This window comes from Aggregatibacter aphrophilus ATCC 33389, assembly GCF_900636915.1.
Lineage (GTDB): Bacteria > Pseudomonadota > Gammaproteobacteria > Enterobacterales > Pasteurellaceae > Aggregatibacter > Aggregatibacter aphrophilus.
In genome coordinates this window covers 1,482,110-1,501,562 of sequence record NZ_LR134327.1, presented here as the reverse complement: position 1 = coordinate 1,501,562, position 19,453 = coordinate 1,482,110, and the positions used below count along the sequence as shown (strand labels likewise).

General features: G+C 42.3%; 15 protein-coding genes. 3 read left to right on the top strand and 12 right to left on the bottom strand.

The window, feature by feature from the left end; genetic code table 11:
- Positions 1-128: 128 nt before the first annotated feature.
- From aroG to EL144_RS07360, 4 genes are all read right to left on the bottom strand, one after another.
- Positions 129-1,211, bottom strand: a complete 1,083-nt coding sequence (gene aroG, locus EL144_RS07375) for a 3-deoxy-7-phosphoheptulonate synthase AroG (protein ID WP_005703054.1) — start codon at positions 1,209-1,211, stop codon at positions 129-131.
- Between the two features lie 102 nt (positions 1,212-1,313).
- Positions 1,314-2,564 carry a lipoprotein-releasing ABC transporter permease subunit LolE gene (lolE, locus tag EL144_RS07370; protein ID WP_005703053.1) on the bottom strand — a complete coding sequence of 417 codons (1,251 nt, stop codon included), beginning with the start codon at positions 2,562-2,564 and terminating at the stop codon, positions 1,314-1,316.
- Entirely contained in the window at positions 2,564-3,250 is a 687-nt protein-coding gene (gene lolD / locus EL144_RS07365; RefSeq protein ID WP_032994877.1) for a lipoprotein-releasing ABC transporter ATP-binding protein LolD, read from the bottom strand. Before lolD ends, lolE begins: the two co-directional genes overlap by 1 nt.
- Before the next feature lie 13 nt (positions 3,251-3,263).
- Entirely contained in the window at positions 3,264-4,448 is a 1,185-nt protein-coding gene (locus EL144_RS07360; RefSeq protein WP_032994793.1) for a lipoprotein-releasing ABC transporter permease subunit, read from the bottom strand.
- Positions 4,449-4,672: 224 nt separating this feature from the next.
- Here EL144_RS07360 and metH point away from each other — a divergent pair, with 224 nt between their 5' ends.
- Positions 4,673-8,362, top strand: a complete 3,690-nt coding sequence (gene metH / locus EL144_RS07355; protein WP_005703049.1) for a methionine synthase — start codon at positions 4,673-4,675, stop codon at positions 8,360-8,362.
- Positions 8,363-8,551: 189 nt separating this feature from the next.
- Here metH and EL144_RS07350 read toward each other — a convergent pair whose 3' ends face one another.
- Complete coding sequence (locus EL144_RS07350) at positions 8,552-10,231, bottom strand: ATP-dependent nuclease (RefSeq protein WP_032994790.1); 1,680 nt, start codon at positions 10,229-10,231, stop codon at positions 8,552-8,554.
- A gap of 479 nt (positions 10,232-10,710) precedes the next feature.
- Here EL144_RS07350 and EL144_RS07345 point away from each other — a divergent pair, with 479 nt between their 5' ends.
- Both EL144_RS07345 and EL144_RS07340 read left to right on the top strand, forming a co-directional pair.
- On the top strand, positions 10,711-11,487 hold the full coding sequence (locus EL144_RS07345) for a hypothetical protein (protein WP_005703046.1): 777 nt from the start codon (positions 10,711-10,713) through the stop codon (positions 11,485-11,487).
- A gap of 314 nt (positions 11,488-11,801) precedes the next feature.
- A complete protein-coding gene (locus EL144_RS07340; RefSeq protein WP_065336491.1) occupies positions 11,802-12,269 on the top strand; it encodes a hypothetical protein in 468 nt (155 codons plus the stop codon).
- Positions 12,270-12,494: 225 nt separating this feature from the next.
- Here EL144_RS07340 and EL144_RS07335 read toward each other — a convergent pair whose 3' ends face one another.
- The 7 genes from EL144_RS07335 to EL144_RS07305 all read right to left on the bottom strand — a co-directional run bounded on the left by EL144_RS07335 (position 12,495) and on the right by EL144_RS07305 (position 19,452).
- Positions 12,495-13,244 carry an ABC transporter ATP-binding protein gene (locus EL144_RS07335; RefSeq protein WP_005703044.1) on the bottom strand — a complete coding sequence of 250 codons (750 nt, stop codon included), beginning with the start codon at positions 13,242-13,244 and terminating at the stop codon, positions 12,495-12,497.
- 4 nt (positions 13,245-13,248) lie between these two features.
- On the bottom strand, positions 13,249-14,226 hold the full coding sequence (locus tag EL144_RS07330; RefSeq protein ID WP_005703043.1) for a FecCD family ABC transporter permease: 978 nt from the start codon (positions 14,224-14,226) through the stop codon (positions 13,249-13,251).
- 72 nt (positions 14,227-14,298) lie between these two features.
- Positions 14,299-14,781: an REP-associated tyrosine transposase gene (locus tag EL144_RS07325; protein ID WP_005703041.1), complete on the bottom strand. Its 483-nt coding sequence runs from the start codon at positions 14,779-14,781 to the stop codon at positions 14,299-14,301.
- 100 nt (positions 14,782-14,881) lie between these two features.
- Positions 14,882-15,688, bottom strand: a complete 807-nt coding sequence (locus EL144_RS07320) for a substrate-binding domain-containing protein (RefSeq protein ID WP_005703040.1) — start codon at positions 15,686-15,688, stop codon at positions 14,882-14,884.
- A gap of 66 nt (positions 15,689-15,754) precedes the next feature.
- Entirely contained in the window at positions 15,755-17,701 is a 1,947-nt protein-coding gene (locus EL144_RS07315; RefSeq protein WP_032994875.1) for a TonB-dependent receptor plug domain-containing protein, read from the bottom strand.
- Positions 17,702-17,786: 85 nt separating this feature from the next.
- Positions 17,787-18,731, bottom strand: a complete 945-nt coding sequence (locus EL144_RS07310; RefSeq protein ID WP_005703038.1) for a 2-hydroxyacid dehydrogenase — start codon at positions 18,729-18,731, stop codon at positions 17,787-17,789.
- A gap of 154 nt (positions 18,732-18,885) precedes the next feature.
- On the bottom strand, positions 18,886-19,452 hold the full coding sequence (locus EL144_RS07305; RefSeq protein WP_005703037.1) for an anthranilate synthase component II: 567 nt from the start codon (positions 19,450-19,452) through the stop codon (positions 18,886-18,888).
- Between the last annotated feature and the right edge of the window lies 1 nt (position 19,453).

Genomic DNA, 19,453 nt, shown 5'->3' with positions numbered 1-19,453 from the left:
ACCAAATCCGAGGGTGATTTAACTTAAAAGTGGAAAGTTTTCACTCAAAGGCAGAAAAAAGTGCGGTGGATTTTCGTTGAGAATTTCCACCGCACTTTATATGAGAAATGAATCGGTTAGAGGATCAATTAACCTTTTAATTTTCGTCTTGCCGCAACAGCATCAGAGATCTGTTGTAACACGGTTTCGCTGTCCTCCCAACCAATGCAGCTGTCGGTGATGCTTTGTCCGTATGTCAACGGCTGACCTTCAACCAAGTTTTGACGCCCTTCAACCAAGTGACTTTCGATCATTACACCAAAAATTTTCTCGGAACCGGAAGCGATTTGCCCGCACACGTCTTTACAAACCTCCAATTGTTTTTTGAATTGTTTGCTACTGTTAGCATGGCTGAAATCAACCATAACATGAGATTTGTAGCCTGCTTTAGCCAATTCTTCGCATACGTCATTAACATCTTTTTCGCTGTAATTCGGGCCGTTGTCACCACCACGTAAAATAATATGGCAGTCATTATTACCTTTCGTGGACACAATTGCAGAGTGGCCGAACTTGGTAACCGATAAAAAATGATGTGGCGCTTCTGCCGCACCGATGGCATCTAACGCAATTTTTACGCAACCGTTGGTGGCATTTTTAAAACCGACCGCACAAGACAAGCCGGAAGCCAATTCACGGTGAACTTGAGATTCGGTGGTTCTAGCCCCAATGGCCCCCCAACTCATGAAATCCGCTAAATATTGCGGCGTAATCATATCCAAAAACTCCCCTGCCGTCGGCACGGTTAAATCGTTAATGTCGGACAATAATTTACGCGCCATACGCAAACCGTCGTTTAAGGCATAAGAATTATTTAAATGCGGGTCATTAATGAGGCCTTTCCAACCCACAGTAGTACGCGGTTTTTCAAAATAAACGCGCATGATAATTTGTAAGGTGTCTTTATATTTTTCACGCATTAATTTAATACGTTGCGCATATTCCAATGCGGCTTTCGGATCATGGATGGAACAAGGACCAATCACGACAAGCAGGCGATCATCTCCACCATGAATAATTTGGTGAGTTTCTTTGCGGGCTTGTTCTACGGTTTTCGCCGCAATATTGCTTGCCGGGTATTTTTCCAGCAACGCAATCGGTGGTAACACCTGCTCGATTTTACCAATTCGTGTATCGTCATTTTCAATGGAAATATCGTTCTTTGTTTTCATGATTCACTCTCTTAAATACAACAAATTTAAAAATTACCGAAAAAAGTGGTTTCACTCTATCACTATAATTTGTACTAGTAAACTAGTTTATTTGCAATTTTATTAATGACTACTCAATACTTGCGCCGGTTGTAATTTTGCCGCACGATTTGCCGGATAAAGGCTGGCGAATAAACTCAACACCAAAGCGGCAAGCAATACCAACAACACATCTTGCCAGTGCAATTCTGTCGGAAGAAAATCTACGAAGTAAATACCATCGGATAGTAACTTCCGCCCCAGCGCCATTTCAAGCCACTGAATTAATTGGGTGAGATTTAACGCCAACATAATCCCCAATACAATGCCAATCAGACTGCCTTTCATGCCTGCCTGTAGGCCGTACCAAATAAAAATCCGTTTAATGAACTGATTGTTGGCGCCAAGAGTACGCATAATGGCAATATCGCCGGCTTTATCTTTCACCGCCATAATGAGCGTGGACACAATATTAAAGCAAGCCACTCCGATCACCAACACCATGGCGATATACATCACCGTGCGGATCAGCTGAATATCGCGATACATATAGCCAAATTTACTAATCCATGTTTGTAAATACAAGGTTTGCGGATAATCCTGTAACATGGAGTAATTCATGGTTTGTACGCTAAATGGATCCGTGGTTTTTAACTCTACCCCGCTCACTTCATCCGGTTGATATTCCATTAATTGTTGAGCCTGTGCCAACGGCATTAAGGCATAACTGTGATCAAGCTGGCCATCCAAACGTAAAATACCGGTCACTTGCACCCGTTCGCGTAAAGGCTGGGATAAATTTTCCGAGCCTTTTTGCTGAGAAATCAGTAAAGAAACCCAATCCCCTTCTTGCACGCCCAAATCCCGCGCAATGCCATAGCCCAAGATCAAGCCACCTTGCTTGGCAAAATGCTGCCAACCATCGTTTAACACAAAACGCCCTAACGTACTGACCGAGTCTTGCAACCGGCTTTCCACCCCTTTAATTTGCACCACTTTTAATTTCGCGCCGTTTTCCACCAACGCGGTAAAACTTACAAAAGGTGAAATGCCGTTAATTTGCGGATTCTGTTTTAATTTCGTCTGCAAATTTTGCCAATGACGAATAGATGTTTCATGTTGTCCCGGTGCGCTGGTAATTTCCGCGTGTGGCACCACGGCTAAAATTCGTTGATTGAGTTCACGTTCAAAACCGTTCATGGCACTTAGGCCCACAATCAACACCGCCACACCAAGGGCAATGCCAAGACTGGAAAAGAAAGAAATCAGCGACACCAAACGGTTCTTATGCTTACTCCGTTGGTAACGCCAGCTAATAAAAAATGGCGTATTCATCAGGCATTTTCCTCGCGCAATACGCCGTCTTGCATGATTAAGCGACGGTTAAGTTTTTCCGCCAAGCTTAAGTCATGGGTCACCAATAAAAAGGCGATCTGTTTTTCTTGGTTGAGCTGTTGTATCAGTTCAAAAATGCTTTCTGTGGTTTTGTGATCCAAATTCCCTGTAGGCTCATCAGCCAACACCAACGCGGGGTTATTCACCAACGCTCGGGCAATTGCCACCCGTTGACGCTCACCGCCCGACAACGCGGACGGTCGATGTGAAATTCTATGTTGTAAACCGACCGCACTTAGCATTTGTTCTGCACGGGATTGCGCCTCGCCTTTATTTTGCCGACCAATTAACATCGGCATCATCACGTTCTCAAGTGCGGTGAAATCTGCCATCAAATGATGAAATTGATACACAAAACCTAAATACTGATTACGCAACTTCGCCAACGCATTCGGCGTCATTTTTTGCAAAGATTGTCCGTTGATAAACACTTCACCGCTATTCGGTTGATCCAAACCGCCCAAGGTGTGCAACAACGTGCTTTTACCGGATCCCGAACTTCCCACGATGGCAACCAACTCTCCCGGTTGCATGGAAAAAGACACCTGTTTTAACACTTCCGTTTGCTGGTTGCCTTCCTGATAAAATTTACTGATATTTTGACTGGATAATAATGCTGTACTCATTTTTTCATCTCTTTTATTCATAGCGTAAGGCTTCCGCAGGTTCTACTTTCGCTGCTCGATAGGCCGGATAAATCGTCGACAACAAAGACAATAGAATTGAAAAGGCAACAATCACGATAAGCTGTAGCGGATCAAGTGCTGTCGGTAAATACATCGCTTGTGAGCCTAATAAGTTCACAATACTATCTAAATTTAAGGTCACCACCACGCCCAAGATCGAACCGATTAATGTGCCCATTATGCCTACCAATAAGCCTTGATAGATAAAGATGGAGCGCACCTGCCCTTTGGTTAATCCTTGAGTTTGCAAAATAGCAATTTCACCCTGCTTATCCACCACCATTAAACTTAAGGATGTAATGATATTGGAAATCGCCACCACAATAATTAAGCTCACCAATAAGCCCATCATGTTTTTTTCCATCCGTACCGCTTGGAAAAACTCACCTTTTTGAGCGCGCCAGTCGGTGATTTGGTAGGGTTCAGGAAAGGCTGTCGGTAATTCGGTAATCAAAAACGGATCCGTTAAAAATAAACGATAACCTTGCGCTTCGCCCGGCTGAATTCGCATCAAACGACCAATATCCGTTAAATTGGCAAACGCCTCATAGCCCGAGGCCTCGCCGGTGTCAAAATAGATTTCGCTCACGGTGAACAAACGCTGTAACGGCACGCGACCAAAAGGCGTATATTGGCTGTTTTCGGTAATCATCAAACGCACTTTATCACCTACGTAAATGTTTAATTTTTGTGCCAATTGATCCCCAATAATGATATTAAACCCGCCCGCAGGTAAGACATTATTAAAGTCTTGCGTAGGCAAACCACCTAACATCGGGTCATCATCAAACTCACGCACCCCAATCACCTGCCCTGCGCTCACGCCGGAGGCCGTTTGAAAGATCACGTTGGTCATGTTAATCGGCACGGCTTTATGCACAAAATTCGGCATGAGTGGCATGGTTTCATCAATATTCACTTTGTTTGCCGGGCTAACAATGGCGTGTGGCAATGAAGAAAGCACCTGCTGTTTTTGATGGCCTTCCAAACCATTCATCACGGAAAGCACAATAATTAACGCCATGACGCCAAGTACAATACCGAAGCTGGCCAAATTGGTGACCAATCGCCCAAAACGATCGGCACTTTTTGCCCGCCAATAGCGCAACGCAATAAAAAGAGGGGTAGATAACATCATAACTGATTAAAACTAATTAAAATTAGGGAAAAAATTGCGGGCTAGTTTAGCATAGCCCGAGATAAAAAGCAGAAAATCGACAAAGAATTCTCCCCTATCTCACAGAAACAGAAAAACGCGGTAAAAAATGACCGCACTTTATATAGATAACATTTGACAGCGCAGGCGCATATTCCTACTATTCACCGCATTTATTTATCACACATAATTAATGGAAACCCACAGTGAAAAACACAACCGAATTACTTAAAAAATCCCTTGCCGAACGTATCCTCATTTTAGACGGCGCTATGGGAACGATGATTCAAAAATATAAACTCACCGAAACTGATTTCAGGGGCGAACGCTTTGCTAAAAGTGCGATCGATTTACGTGGCAATAATGATTTGCTAACCCTCACCCAACCGTTACTCATTTCCGCCATTCACGAAAAATACTTAGAAGCCGGCGCGGACATTATTGAAACCAATACATTCAGCTCCACCACTATTGCGCAAGCGGATTACGACTTGCAATCTATTGCTTACGAGCTCAACTTTGCCGGCGCGAAACTGGCTCGTTTGGCGGCAGATAAATACAGCACGCCGAAAAAACCAAGATTCGTCGCGGGTATTCTCGGCCCGACTAACCGCACTGCGTCCATTTCTCCAAACGTAAACGATCCGGGTTTCCGTAACGTCACCTTTATGGAATTGGTGGATGCCTATTCTGAAGCCTCGCGCGGCTTAATCAAAGGCGGTGCCGATTTAATTATGATCGAAACCATTTTCGACACGCTAAATGCCAAAGCCGCCATTTTCGCCATTGAAACCGTATTTGAAGAATTAGGTGTGGAATTGCCGATTATGATTTCCGGCACCATTACCGATGCTTCTGGTCGTACCCTTTCCGGACAAACTACTGAAGCGTTCTACAACTCTCTGCGCCACGCGAAACCGCTGACTTTTGGTTTGAACTGTGCGTTAGGCCCAAAAGAATTACGCCAGTATGTTGAACAACTCTCTAAAATCAGTGAAACCTATGTTTCCGTTCACCCAAACGCGGGCTTGCCAAATGCCTTCAGCGGCTATGATCTCGGTGCAGAAGACATGGCAGCGCAACTGAAAGAATGGGCGGAAAGCGGCTTTGTGAACATTATCGGCGGCTGTTGCGGCACCACACCGGAACACATCAAAGCCTTTGCTGAAGCGGTAAAAAACATTCCGCCACGCAAATTGCCACAAATAAAAACCGCCATGCGTTTATCGGGTTTAGAACCGCTCAACATTGATGATGAAAGCCTGTTCGTGAATGTGGGCGAACGTAATAACGTGACAGGCTCGGCAAAATTCAAACGCTTAATTAAAGAAGACAAATTTGCCGAAGCCATCGAAATTGCCATCGACCAAGTAGAAAACGGCGCGCAAGTCATCGACGTGAACATGGACGAAGCATTGCTCGACGGCAAAAAATGTATGACCCGTTTTCTCAACATTATGGCGACCGAACCCGATGCAGCCAAAGTGCCAGTGATGATCGACTCCTCCAAATGGGAAGTGATTGAGGCGGGCTTGCAATCGGTGCAAGGCAAACCGATTGTGAACTCCATCTCTTTGAAAGAAGGCGAAGAGCTCTTTATCGAACACGCCAAACTGGTGCGTAAATACGGTGCTGCTATGGTGGTAATGGCATTCGATGAAGTCGGACAAGCGGATACCGAAGATCGCAAAGTGGAAATCTGTACCCGTGCCTATAACATCTTAGTCAACCAAGTAGGTTTCCCGCCGGAAGACATTATTTTCGACCCGAATATTTTCGCCATCGGCACTGGGATTGAAGAACACAACAACTACGGCGTGGATTTCATTAACGCCACAGGTCGCATTAAACGCTCGTTACCGCACGCGAAAATCTCGGGCGGGGTGTCAAACGTGTCCTTCTCCTTCCGCGGCAACAACATTATGCGTGAAGCCATTCATGCGGTCTTCCTCTATTACGCCATCAAACAAGGCATGGACATGGGAATTGTGAACGCAGGACAGCTGGCGATTTACGACGATCTTGATCCTGAATTACGCAATGTGATTGAAGACGCCGTCTTAAACCGCACACCGGATGGCACAGAGCGTTTATTGGATATTGCGGAAAAATATCGCAACCAAGGCAACGATGAAAGTGTGGTGGATTCTGTCGCCGAATGGCGCACTTGGCCGGTGGAAGAACGCTTAAAACACGCCCTTGTGAAAGGCATTACTACGCACATCATTGAAGACACCGAAGAAGCCCGCCAAAAATTGCCTACACCGTTAGAAGTAATCGAAGGCCCGCTCATGGCAGGCATGGATGTGGTGGGCGATTTGTTCGGCAACGGTAAAATGTTCCTCCCGCAAGTGGTGAAATCCGCACGCGTGATGAAACAATCCGTGGCGTATTTAGAGCCGTTTATCAACGTCACCAAACAAAAAGGCTCCAGCAACGGCAAAGTGGTGATCGCCACCGTGAAAGGCGATGTGCACGATATCGGTAAAAACATCGTAAGCGTGGTGATGCAATGCAATAACTTTGAAGTGATTGACTTGGGCGTCATGGTGCCGGCAGACAAAATCATTCAAACTGCCATTGATGAAAAAGCGGACATCATCGCGTTAAGTGGTTTAATTACCCCTTCTTTAGATGAGATGGAATACTTCTTGGGGGAAATGACTCGCTTAGGCTTAAATCTGCCTGTGATGATTGGTGGTGCGACCACCTCTAAAGAACATACCGCCATTAAACTTTATCCAAAATACAAACAACACGGCGTATTTTATACCTCAAACGCCTCCCGTGCGGTAACGGTGTGTGCCACATTGATGAATCCGGAAGGCCGTGCTGCATTGTGGGAACAATTCAAGAAGGATTACGAAAAAATCCAACAATCTTTTGCCAACCGCAAACCGTTGCGTAAACAACTGAGCATTGAAGAAGCGCGCACCAACCGTTTTGACGGCTTTAGCGGTGAATGGGCGGATTATGTGCCACCAACGCCAAAACAAACCGGCATTGTGGAATTTAAAAACGTACCGATTGCCGAGCTGCGCAAATTTATCGACTGGTCGCCATTCTTCCGTGTATGGGGCTTGATGGGCGGTTATCCGGATGCCTTTGATCATCCGGAAAGCGGACAAGAAGCCCACCGCGTGTGGAATGATGCGCAAGCGATGTTAGATGCTTTCGAACAAAACCACAAACTCAACCCAAGCGGTATTTTAGGTATTTTCCCTGCGGAACGCGTGGATGATGATGTGGTGCTTTTCGCTGACGAAGAACGCACTCAAGCCATTGGTACCGCTTACGGTTTACGCCAACAAACGGAACGCGGCAAAAACAGCAAAAGCCAATTTAACTTTGCCTTAAGCGATTTTATCGCCGATCGCGAAAGCGGAAAAAAAGACTGGATGGGGATGTTCGCCGTGTGTGCCGGCATTAAAGAAATGGAGCTAGTGGAAGGCTACAAAGCTGCCGGCGATGACTACAACGCCATCTTGCTACAAGCTGTGGGCGATCGCCTCGCTGAAGCGATGGCGGAATACTTGCACTTTGAGCTCCGCACCCGTATTTGGGGTTACACGCAAGAAGAATTCGACAACCAAGGTTTAATCAATGAAAACTATGTTGGCATCCGCCCTGCACCGGGTTATCCAAGCTGCCCGGAACATACCGAAAAAGCCTTGATTTGGGATTTATTAGGAGTAGAACAACGCATCGGCATGAAACTCACCGAAAGCTACGCCATGTGGCCGGCGGCCTCCGTCTGCGGTTGGTACTTCACCCACCCTGCAAGCAACTATTTCACTTTAGGTCGCATCGATGAAGACCAAGCTCAAGATTATGCCAAACGCAAAGGTTGGGATGAGAGAGAGATGTTGAAATGGTTGGGTGTGGTGATGAAATAGGACTATAATCCTCCTATATGTTGAATTTCGGTTATCAGCCTCGTTCATTATATAGCGAGGATTTTTTCTGTTCACCGCTTAAGCTATTTGGCTCCATACGCATAGCGTATAGTTTTTATAGCCAGACTTTGGCTGGCTATAATAAAAAATACCACCTCTAACTAGGTGGTATTTTTATCATCAGAGAGTTTATTCAGGGATACCTTTTTTGTTTGGGGCATTAATCCATTTAGATGCTTCCCCTATAAAATCCCATACATCTCCATTAGCAGGTCTAACATATTCATCTAAATCAGGATTATCTCCCATTTTCTCAAATATACTCCTTAGCCAAGATGACTTTCCACGGTCAATATCAAGACTTTCTAACCATTTTTCAATTTCACCAACAGGAACAACTAAACACCCATACTCAGATAAATTTTTAAAAAAATCTAAACAAAAGTCTTTTTCAGAACCATTTAGTAAATTTACTCCACCATCACGTTTCATGTCTTTTCCTAAAATTTTATCAAAAGCTTGTTTTAATTTACTTCTATTAGTTCTATAAGAATCATGGCTGAGTTCTGGCAAATATATTCCATTTAGCACTTTATTCCAAACATCTCCACCTTCTTTAATTACGTCAATATCAACAATCCCAACAGTAGGAATACCTAACTCTCTTAATGGTTTAACAATATCCCAAACCGTTTGTTTATTTTGAGCATTTAGAAACAAACATCCTTCAATACCTCTTGGATCCTTATCTTTTAGTAGACGTTCATTTATTTCTTGATAAAAAGCTCTATCAGCATCAGCTTCAGTAACCACAACAGCATTATAAAAAAGAGCATTAAAAACACCAATCGAACGTAATAAGGGGTTTTGCATTAATGGCTTTAATTTATCTTGTGTTAATACTCTAGCCGTTGAACCTTGTACATCATAAGTTAACCTAACTATGTTTAATCCAATATTATTTTGTACGCATCCCATTAAAAAATTAGCACTATGTGTAGAAATAAATAATCTTTGTTTATCATTTACAAAAGAAGTTATTTCTTTCCCTAATTTATAGGATAGTGTAGGATGTAAGAACGCTTCTGGTTCATCAATTAAAATCAGTTTAGATTCATCAGCAATCAATGATATTATTATTCCAATGAAAGCCTTTACCCCATCACTTGCATCTTCAATAATTGTGGCATTCTTATGAAATTCTCTTGCTTCACTTGTTAAGCTCTTTTCAATATTATTTGCAGGTTCTACGGAAGATAATCTTAATCTCAAATACCCTGAATGAGTTGGATCAAGTACTAAATATTTCTTAAATGAGTCAAAGACTACGGTTCTTACTTTATTCATTAATTCCTCATCAATAAATAATTTTGAAAAATTATTTATTGGTTTTTCGAGCAAATCACCACACTGCTGAGGATTAATTAAAGATAATCGATTATAACCATCCAACCTTAATGTGTAACAAGAAAGCATATAAAATAGATCTGAATATCCATCTGTAATCTCATTAGGATTAGAGGCATGCTTAATTAGGCTAGGAATATATATTTGCCTATTATTTTGATACTTCCCTATATATTCATATTCTTCACTATGCTTTCTATTCTCAATAGAGTCTGGTAACTTAATTCTATTTAATAGTTCACAAATCACTTCCTGCTCACCAAAACATTTAAATTCTATAAATTCTAGAATTTTAGAAAATTCTTTTATTCCTTCAGTAACCCATCTTTCTATCTCGATTAAAGCCTGTGATTTTCCACTGTTATTTGGTCCAATAAAAACGGTAACTGGACTTAAGTTCAATTCTAATCCAACAGTTGATGACGGATTGATTCCTGATTTAAACCTTATCTTATTTAACATTGTTATTTTTCCCTCACGATAGCGCACGCTTCCCAACGTGTGCCTAATTCCAATAGAAACATTTCAAAAATCAACCGCACTTTATTTAATTTCCAAGGCACGCGTTAGAAAACGCGCGCCAGCATAAACATTAATCACTAAAAGTGCGGTGAAAATTTTCAACGTTTTTAGATTTATTGTAGCAACCAATCCACCACATAAATCACTTCAATCCCATCAATCCCCCCTGATGGCGCACGCTTCACAGCATGTGCCTAATTTCACTAAAAAACACTTCAAAAATCAACCGCACTTTAATTTAATTTCCAAGGCACGCGTTAGGAAACGCGCACCAACATATAAGTTTAGTGAATAATTCTCTCCCGCACTTTTTAATCTCTAACTCTAACATTGAAAAAAGTATGTCCTAAAAATAAATAGCAAAATAATTTTTGATTAAGTAAAATTCTTTTTAAATTTAACGACTTGTAAGGAACTCTATGAAAAAAATTATAATATTTTGTGCTTGCCTATTTTTATTAGTTTTCTTTAATACTAATACTCTCCCTACTGATCAGAATACAGATGACTTTTTTACCCATTCCAATATGTTCTATTTGGATTACGAAGAAATATTAATTCGAGATATCGTTAAAGCGCCGGATAATAAAATTTATCTACTCAGCGATAACGAAGACTATGAATTTTCAGATGTTGAAGCACGTTACCTACAACCTTTGTTGCAACCTGAATACATGACTTCAATTTTAAAAAATAATAACGAAACACATGATCTCTCTATTAGATTTTTTGCAGACCGTAGCAATAACATCGTTCAATTAGAATATAATCTTGAGGTACCAATTCAACATCTTAATACGCTTCGTCATAGTGTGAATGGATTAGATCAACGCTGGCGGATCTTTTATGGCGATGGTAGCTGCTTTGCAGAAGATTTTTTCCATAAAGAACCTTCTGAATGTGAAGAAAATAAGCCTAGGACTAGCATTTCATTTTATATTGACCGACATACGATTAATGGACATATAGTAAAACTGAGTGACCGCGATAAAATTTTGAAAAACAACTCGCTCCCGATGCCAATTAAATCAACGGTTTCTAATTTTCGTCCAAAAACTGATACAGACATTTGGTTAGAAAACTGGGATAACACAAAAAAGTTCATCAAAGATGCTGCCAAAGAGGGTCTAATAATCATTACCGCACCAATATGGCTTCCTATTTATCTATATGCTTTAAGAGATAAAATTGGGTAATTAACATCCACTTTTTTTAATATTCATTTGATGGCGCGCGCTTCCCAGCGTGTGCCTAATTTCACTAAAAAACACCTGAAAAACTGACCGCACTTTATTTACTTTCTAGGGCACGCGTTAGGAAACGCGCGCCGGCAGAATAGCGCCATGATTCCAATTAATTTTGGTGATTGATTTCCAATTTATCTCCAAAAAACACATCAGAACCTCATTGCAAAACTTTCTAAGAACCATTCCGAAAACCGGTAGTCTCAACAATTGAACTCTCGTACTTGTGACTACCTTTAAGTCACACTTCTCTCGGAATTGATACCATGAACAAACTTAAAATGATGCTATTCACCACGGCGTTGGTGAGTTTATTTGCATGTACAACAACGTCTCCCCCAAAAAAAACGCTTAAAACTAGATTTTTAAAGAATAATATTAGCCAAGCGGAATTAAATAATGCCCTTAATTACAAGCGATACCATTATCGTTGTAAAAACTCTGAAACGGGGTCAACCTCTTATTTGGCAACCTACTTTCCCCTCTCAGTAGAGAGTCGAATGAAAGATAATTTCGGTTTTTATTTCCAACTGGATGGCGGCAATGCGATACCGTTTGATCATCTTGCGAATAGAGCATTAAATGCGCGCGGTAGCCGTTTTGAAGTGCTTTATCAATCCTACAACCCTATTCATGGAAGCACTGTTGATTTGGTGGCGCGTGAACATAGTTCCGTTTATTACAAAAACTATCAAGGCACACGAAAGGCTTGGTTGAATTGCCGGGGCGGATAGATTGGTTTGCTTGATGGTGCACGCTTCCTAGCGTGTGCCTTATTTCAACAAAAACACATGAAAAATGAACCGCACTTTATTTGATTTCTAGAGCACACATTGGAAAACGTGCGCCAGGATAAGAATCAACTGTCTAAAGTGCGGTGACAAAATCTGAAGGTGCGAATAACTCAGTAAAGTGATGTATGAGTAAAAAATTTCATCTTTTTTGAGGCTTCTTGTGCCCTACCTTTGGATAGGTTTTTCCAACTTCTCTATTCCAAAAATTTCCTGTTTCTCAGGATCAACTTCTACCCTCACGCCTAACGCTTTCGCGAGATTTTCCGCGTTTAACACCGTTTGAGTTTCTCCACAGGCAATCACGTTGCCTTTATTGAGCAAAATCACTTCATCACAGAATTTGTACGCCAAAGAAAGATGATGAATCGCCACCACGCAAGTATGCGCTGGGGTGAGAGATTTGATCTGTTCCATGATGTCGATTTGGTAGTAAGGATCGAGTGAAGCAATGGGTTCATCGGCAAGCAATAGGGGCGCCTCTTTAATGCAACAACGGGCAAGCTGCACGCGGGCTTTTTCGCCGCCGGAAAGTTGTTGGAAAGGTTTATCTAATAAATGAGTAACAGAAAACGTTTCAGAAATCGACCGTACTTTTTCCTGTTCTTTGGCATAGGCCAATGTCTGTGACAACCCCAGCGCGATAACGTCATGCACGGAGAGATCCCAATGAATCTCGGTGCTTTGCGCAAGGTAAGCCAACTGTTGGCTTTTTTGCGTGGCGGTCATGGCGCTTAATTTGTGTTCGCCAAGCCAAATGTCACCGCTTGAAATCGGCAGAATGCCTGCAATACTTTTGAGCAAGGTAGATTTGCCTGCGCCATTTGCTCCCATAATACCGACCAATTTGCCTTGTGGAATTTGACAGCTGACGTTGGTTAAACCATAAGCTTGGGAGAGATTCTCGATTTTAATCATAAAGTTACCTTGCCAATCTCCGTTGTTCCGTCAATAAAATCCAAATCAAACACGGTGCGCCGATGATGGCGGTGAGCGTGCCAATGTAGATATGAGAGAAAAGCGGAATATATTGCACGCTTAAATCTGCTGCCAATAATAGCAATGCGCCAATTAACGCGCTGGTGACATAAAGCTGTGACGGGCGTTTTTTTAGCAAAATCCGCGCAATATGCGGTGCAATTAAGCCGATGAAGCCGATAGCGCCGGTTTGCGGAATCGTGGCGCCGACCAATAATGCCGCACCAAAAGTGGTAATGAAAAAACTACGTTTCGGATCAACGCCCATGGTAGCCGCGGTTTCTTCACCAAAAGTGAGTAAATCCACATAACGGCGTTCATAATAAAGGCAGGCAACGCCAAGTAACGCGATGGGCAAAGAGATCAATAAGGTGTCTAACTTCGCCCACACCAGAGAACCTTGTAACCAACGGTATAATTCTGCCAATGCCCACGGGCTGTCGGCATTGGACAACAACAAGGCAATAGCCGAGCCCAACAACATATTCACTGCCAGCCCGCTTAAAATCATCATGGTTGTGCCATAGTTTTTGGCGATGAGATAAACAATTAAAAAGCTCGCCAACGCCCCTGCCACGCCGCCGAACAGCAATACCGTAAACGGCACCGCGAAATAATACAAAAGAAACACGCCGGCCGCGGTCGCTCCTGCGCTACTGCCAAGCAAGCCCGGGCTTGCCAATGGATTTTGGAAAATTCCCTGCATGGCATTGCCCGCAAGCGCAAGGCCGGCGCCGGTTAAAATCGCCAAACCAATGCGCGGCACACGAACATCCCACAACACAAGCGAACGCATATCGGTCAGTACACCGTCGGCATTTTTGAGATGAGCGAAATCGCCGAGTTGGTGGTAAAGAGCAATGCCTGTTATCAGCAGCAAGAATGAAAAAAGTATTGCGTTTAGACGTTTTGGATTCTTCATTATTATTCCGTAGGGACAGACTTTATGTCTGTCCTATAAATATTATTAGTAATATCAGACAGGGATAAACTCCTACGAGTGATAAAATCGATCTAATTCCCACTGCAAAGGATTATTTTCAATGTATGTAGCAATTCGTTCATAATCTTTATCATCCCGAATAATATGTTCATAAAAACTACGTTGCCATAAAGGTTCATAAGCTTTATTTTGAGAAATCATAAAACTATGGTACTGCTTTGTTACATTTCCTTTAAATTTTTTGACAATTTCTGATAACTGCACATTATCTTGATTAAACCAAATAAAATGTAAATGGTTTGGCATAATGACAAAATCCGTAAGAATACTATTCGGATAATACTTCGTTAGACTTAATAAAATTTCTTTTAATATTTCACCAAATACATTTAATTGCATTACACCATCAATAATTTCGCCAAATACACACTGACGATTTTTAGTGCAAACCGTAACAAAATAACAACCGTATTGAGAATAATCGAAAAATGGTAATCGTAAATGTTCACGGCGGCGATAAGATGACTGAATCATGTTGACCTTTTATTTTCTCTTTCTTTTGTAGAAATAAACTTATCTCTGTTCTATCAATATTTGTTATGCCATCGGACAGACATAAAGTCTGTCCCTACGATCATTTTTTCATAAGTTTCTGACTGTGAATACTTTGATTATAAATCCTCTCCGCCCCTTGCCACACACCATGATCAAAGCAATAAGTATATTTCATCGGAATGCGAAAGTGCGGTCGATTTTCAAAGTGTTTTTTCACCAACGGATGCGTGAGCAATTCCGCCTGTTCGTTATAACTTTGTTGATCACTGATTTCTATTAGCCAATTGGGCTGTGCAAGCAGCATTTTTTCGAGTGAGAAATTTTGTGGCGTGAGCGTGTTTTTCAGCGGCGTTAAACCAAGTAACGCTAACAGCACGTTATATTGCGGGGAAATAGGTTCCACTACGCCGGTTTCCGATAACATTAGCGTATCGGTATGCGACAGGTTCAGTTTAGTGTGCTGTGATTTTAATTTTTCCACCAATCGCTCCGCATGAGCCTCATTATCGGTGAGTTTGCCCAGTTGTAACATCAGTTCAAACAATTCTTCGGGTGTTTGCAGGCTGTCATTAATCGGCACAATTTTTACGCCAAGGCGTTTTAAATCGGCGACCAATTGCGGATAAAAGGTTTCATTAATCAACAGCGTTTTATCCAAATAAGGTAATAACGCGGTAAGTTGCGGCTCAAGAGTGGGTTTGTCCCGATTAATTTTATCCAACATCATGCGCGGATGTTGAGAATAAGGCGACATCGCCGCGATTTGTTCCGGACGAGCAATTTCCGCAAGCAAGCGGTCGCTGCACAAGGTGAGCGAGACAAATTGCTCGGCGTGCGCAGAAAAGGAAAGAAAAAGTGCGGTTAAAATTACGGGTGTTTTTTTCATATAACGAAGGCGGGTTTTCAGCCCGCCATGATTAAAAAATTCGGCGGACCAAAGCCCGCCTTACGATTAGAACGATCCTCTCAAGCCAACATAAACATGACGTCCGTCTTGACCATAGCCAAGGACGTTTTCGTATTTTTTATTGAATACGTTGTTTAAGTTTGCATAGATGTTGAGGTTTGAAGTAAGTTGGTAGTTCACGCCGAGATTCGCCAAGGTGTACGAAGGCATTTTGAAATCGCCGGAATCAAGACGTTTACCCACATAAGAAACATTCACGTCAGAACCTAATTTTTCCGTGATTTGATAAGCTAAACCAAGGTTTCCTGTGTGTTTCGGACGACGAACATAATTTAAACCATATTGATCATTTTCAGATTTAATATAGGTGTAAGTGTAGTTTGCATAACCTGAAAGGCCATCAGTGAATTTTCCGTTATACACAATCTCTACGCCTTTAATTTTGGTTTTACCATCACGGTTTACAGCACGATTTGTTGGATTCATGTAATTGCCGGTAAGAGAATTTTCGTCACTTAAAAAGTTATCTACATTACGGGCAAAATAGGTCGTATCCAAGCTATGACGCTTATCATCGGTTTCAAGTAAGACACCAAATTCACCACCTAAGCTTTTTTCTGCTTTTAAGTTCGGGTTAGTTAACCAAGTACCACCCCAACCGTAATATTCAGACATGGTCGGATTATGAATAGCTTTACCCAAACTTGCGTGCGCTTTAACTTTTGGAGAGAAACGATAAGCACCGGCAAGACGCGCGGTGAAAGCATTTTCAAATAAGCTATTGTCAGTATAACGACCGCTGACAGAAAGACTATGGTCGGCTTCAGTAAATAAACGGTACTCTGCGGCAACACTTTTCTCTGTCAATTTTTTCTCGGCAAAATTGTAAGCAGAAGCGACATATTTCGTATTTTGATAATCAGCTAATAAACTGACGGCTTGTTTTACCTCGCCTTCACGGTCGAAGTTAATATCAAGTTGATAGTTCGTACTCAGTTTTTTACTGTCGTATTCTGTTTTACCAACAGCAGAAGTCCAACTGTTATATTGTGCCGTATCAGCATCCGTTTTAACGTGACTTACTGCAACCTTATGCACGAATAAATCCTCTGCATTACCGAAATAGCTACTTAATTTATAACGGGTTTCGCGTGTACGGGTATGGTCATCAAATGCACGTTCATTTTCAGCACTGTTATCAAAGTGAACGGTTTGAGATGAATATGAGGCAAGAAAATCAACGCCTTTTTGACCATCATCAAAACCTAAGCGAATGGATGTGTTATCACGGTGGAAACCGTCTTTTTCACTTGCAGGTATATTTGTGCTTTTAGCACCGGATAGACTCGTATAATTGAATACGCGTTCGCTACGCGCAGAAATTCCTCGTGTACGATGGCTATCACCATGAAGCGCATAATAAAGGCCATGATGCTGACCGGAAAGGGTGACAGAGCCATCACGCGTGCGATGAGAACCTGCTCCTAAATCAAAATCGACGTTAAACGGCTTGTCTTTATATAGCCCGCTTTTGGTGGTGATATAAACTACGCCACCCATAGCATCACTGCCCCAAAGTGCAGATTGTTCGCCACGCAATACTTCAATTTGTTCAATATTACTTAATGCTAAACCGCCAAAATCAAAGTTAGTATCTGCCGGATTAACACGAATGCCATCAATAATTACCACTGTATGTTTTGAATTCGCACCACGTAGGAATAGGCTTGTTACTGCACCGCGCCCACCACTGGTTCCCATTGCTACACCTGGCACAGTTTTCAACACATCACTCACATAAGTCGCGTTACGCTCGGCAAACTCTTTTTCAGTGAGAACGGTAACAGATGAGGCGGTTTGATTTTGGCTAACGGGAGTGGCGTAAGCAGAATAAACAGTGACGGGGTCTAATTCGGTTTTTGTTTGTTCATCAGCGAAAGCAAGAGCCGATAAACTCAATAACATTGCAGTCGTAATAAGATTCTTCTTCATTTTAAATTTTCCAATGTAAAGACGAAATTCACCATAAAAAATGGCGCCTTTTTCAGGCGCCACATGATAGCACAGGAAGCGGAAATTACTTACCGTACGCCACAAAATCTTCAATATTTTGTGCCACTTTATTGACTAACGTGGTAACGGCCGAATCACTTGCCCAAGCGACGTGAGGTGTAATTAATAAATTTGGTAAGCGTTTTGCCGCTTGAATTAACGGATTGTCTTTTTCCGGTGGCTCTTTCACTAACACATCTAACGCCGCACCGGCAATTTTTCCATTTTCTAGTGCATCTAACAATGCAGCCTCATCTACTAACGGCCCACGGCCGGTATTGATTAAATAAGCGGTCGATTTCATTAATGCCAAGGTTTTCGCATTGATTAAATTTTTGGTGGTCTCGGTCAATGCGCAATGTAAAGTTACGATATCCGCCTGTTTTAGCACAGTTTCAAAATCTGTATAACCTTCACGAATTTGGCTCGCGCCTTTATGTTCCGCATACAAGACATTCATGCCCAATAATTGTGCCAAACGCCCGATTTCGGTACCTAAGCAACCTTTACCGAAGACTCCCAACGTTGCGCCGCGCACATCCGTAATCGGGTAATCGGTGTAACAAAATTGCCCGCAAGTCGCCCAACGGTCGGAGGTAATTTGATCGCGGTGATATCCCACCAAGCTGTGCTTTAAGGCGAAAATCATACCTAACACATGCTCCGGCACGGTCACACTGGAATAGCCTGTGACATTTTTCACCGCAATGCCTAAGTCTTTCGCCGCATCCAAATCAATGTTATTGGTGCCGGTGGCAGTAATGGCGATGAGTTTCAATTTCGGCAAACGACTTAATAATTCACGGTCAAACACGACTTTACTGGTAATCACAATGTCCGCATCTTTGGCTCGTTCAAAGGTTTCTTCAGGCGAGGTGCGGTCATATTCAATCCAATGATGAGGGAAACTTGGGCGGGGAATATTGTGGGTGGCAGGGATACCTGTGCGATCTAAAAAAACAATATTCATCAAATACTCCTTTTGCTATTAACAATTTCTTAACGGGACTAATAACTTAAAGAAGCCTTGAAACAAAAACAAGGGATTCGCAGATTTTTTGTAATTTGTGTGATCTTGATCTAAAAAACGTGCTGAAAAACAACCGCACTTTTATGTGCTAATCTCACGATAGTTGTAGCCAGTTGCGCAAAATCTGCTCGCCGAATTCGGAAATATAAGATTCCGGGTGAAATTGCACACCATAAATAGGCAACGTTTTGTGTTGCATTGCCATAATCACGTTGTCATCACAACGCGCAGTGATCTGTAATTGGCAAGGAAAATTGTCCTCGCCTACCGCCCAAGAGTGGTACAGCCCGATTTGAAAAGTCTGCGGCAAGCCATTAAATAAAAGAGAATCCTGCACGCGCCACAGTTGCTTGGCTTGCCCATGACGCGGCGAGGGCAAATTGTATAATGCTGCGCCAAAATACTCGCACAGCATTTGGTGCCCCAAACACACACCCAAAATGGATTTATACCGGTGATAACGAGTTAATAAATCAAATAATTGCGGATACGCCCGTGGTACATCTGGGCCGGGGGAAATCAACACATGAGAGAAATGTTCCACCGCATTTAAATCCAACTCCTCCACGTTCACCACTTGAAACGGCACCGCCAAGCGGCGGATTAAATCCACTAAATTGAAGGTAAAAGAATCGTGGTTATTGATAATAAGCAATGACATT

Bases quoted from the DNA above. Each gene is read 5' to 3' on its own strand.
- EL144_RS07305 (WP_005703037.1), bottom strand. From the start codon at position 19,452: ATGTCATTGCTTATTATCAATAACCACGATTCTTTTACCTTCAATTTA.
- EL144_RS07335 (WP_005703044.1), bottom strand. From the start codon at position 13,244: ATGATTAAAATCGAGAATCTCTCCCAAGCTTATGGTTTAACCAACGTC.
- EL144_RS07340 (WP_065336491.1), top strand. From the start codon at position 11,802: ATGAACAAACTTAAAATGATGCTATTCACCACGGCGTTGGTGAGTTTA.
- EL144_RS07360 (WP_032994793.1), bottom strand. From the start codon at position 4,448: ATGATGTTATCTACCCCTCTTTTTATTGCGTTGCGCTATTGGCGGGCA.
- EL144_RS07310 (WP_005703038.1), bottom strand. From the start codon at position 18,731: ATGAATATTGTTTTTTTAGATCGCACAGGTATCCCTGCCACCCACAAT.
- aroG (WP_005703054.1), bottom strand. From the start codon at position 1,211: ATGAAAACAAAGAACGATATTTCCATTGAAAATGACGATACACGAATT.
- EL144_RS07325 (WP_005703041.1), bottom strand. From the start codon at position 14,781: ATGATTCAGTCATCTTATCGCCGCCGTGAACATTTACGATTACCATTT.
- EL144_RS07315 (WP_032994875.1), bottom strand. From the start codon at position 17,701: ATGAAGAAGAATCTTATTACGACTGCAATGTTATTGAGTTTATCGGCT.
- EL144_RS07330 (WP_005703043.1), bottom strand. From the start codon at position 14,226: ATGAAGAATCCAAAACGTCTAAACGCAATACTTTTTTCATTCTTGCTG.
- lolE (WP_005703053.1), bottom strand. From the start codon at position 2,564: ATGAATACGCCATTTTTTATTAGCTGGCGTTACCAACGGAGTAAGCAT.
- EL144_RS07320 (WP_005703040.1), bottom strand. From the start codon at position 15,688: ATGAAAAAAACACCCGTAATTTTAACCGCACTTTTTCTTTCCTTTTCT.
- lolD (WP_032994877.1), bottom strand. From the start codon at position 3,250: ATGAGTACAGCATTATTATCCAGTCAAAATATCAGTAAATTTTATCAG.
- EL144_RS07345 (WP_005703046.1), top strand. From the start codon at position 10,711: ATGAAAAAAATTATAATATTTTGTGCTTGCCTATTTTTATTAGTTTTC.
- EL144_RS07350 (WP_032994790.1), bottom strand. From the start codon at position 10,231: ATGTTAAATAAGATAAGGTTTAAATCAGGAATCAATCCGTCATCAACT.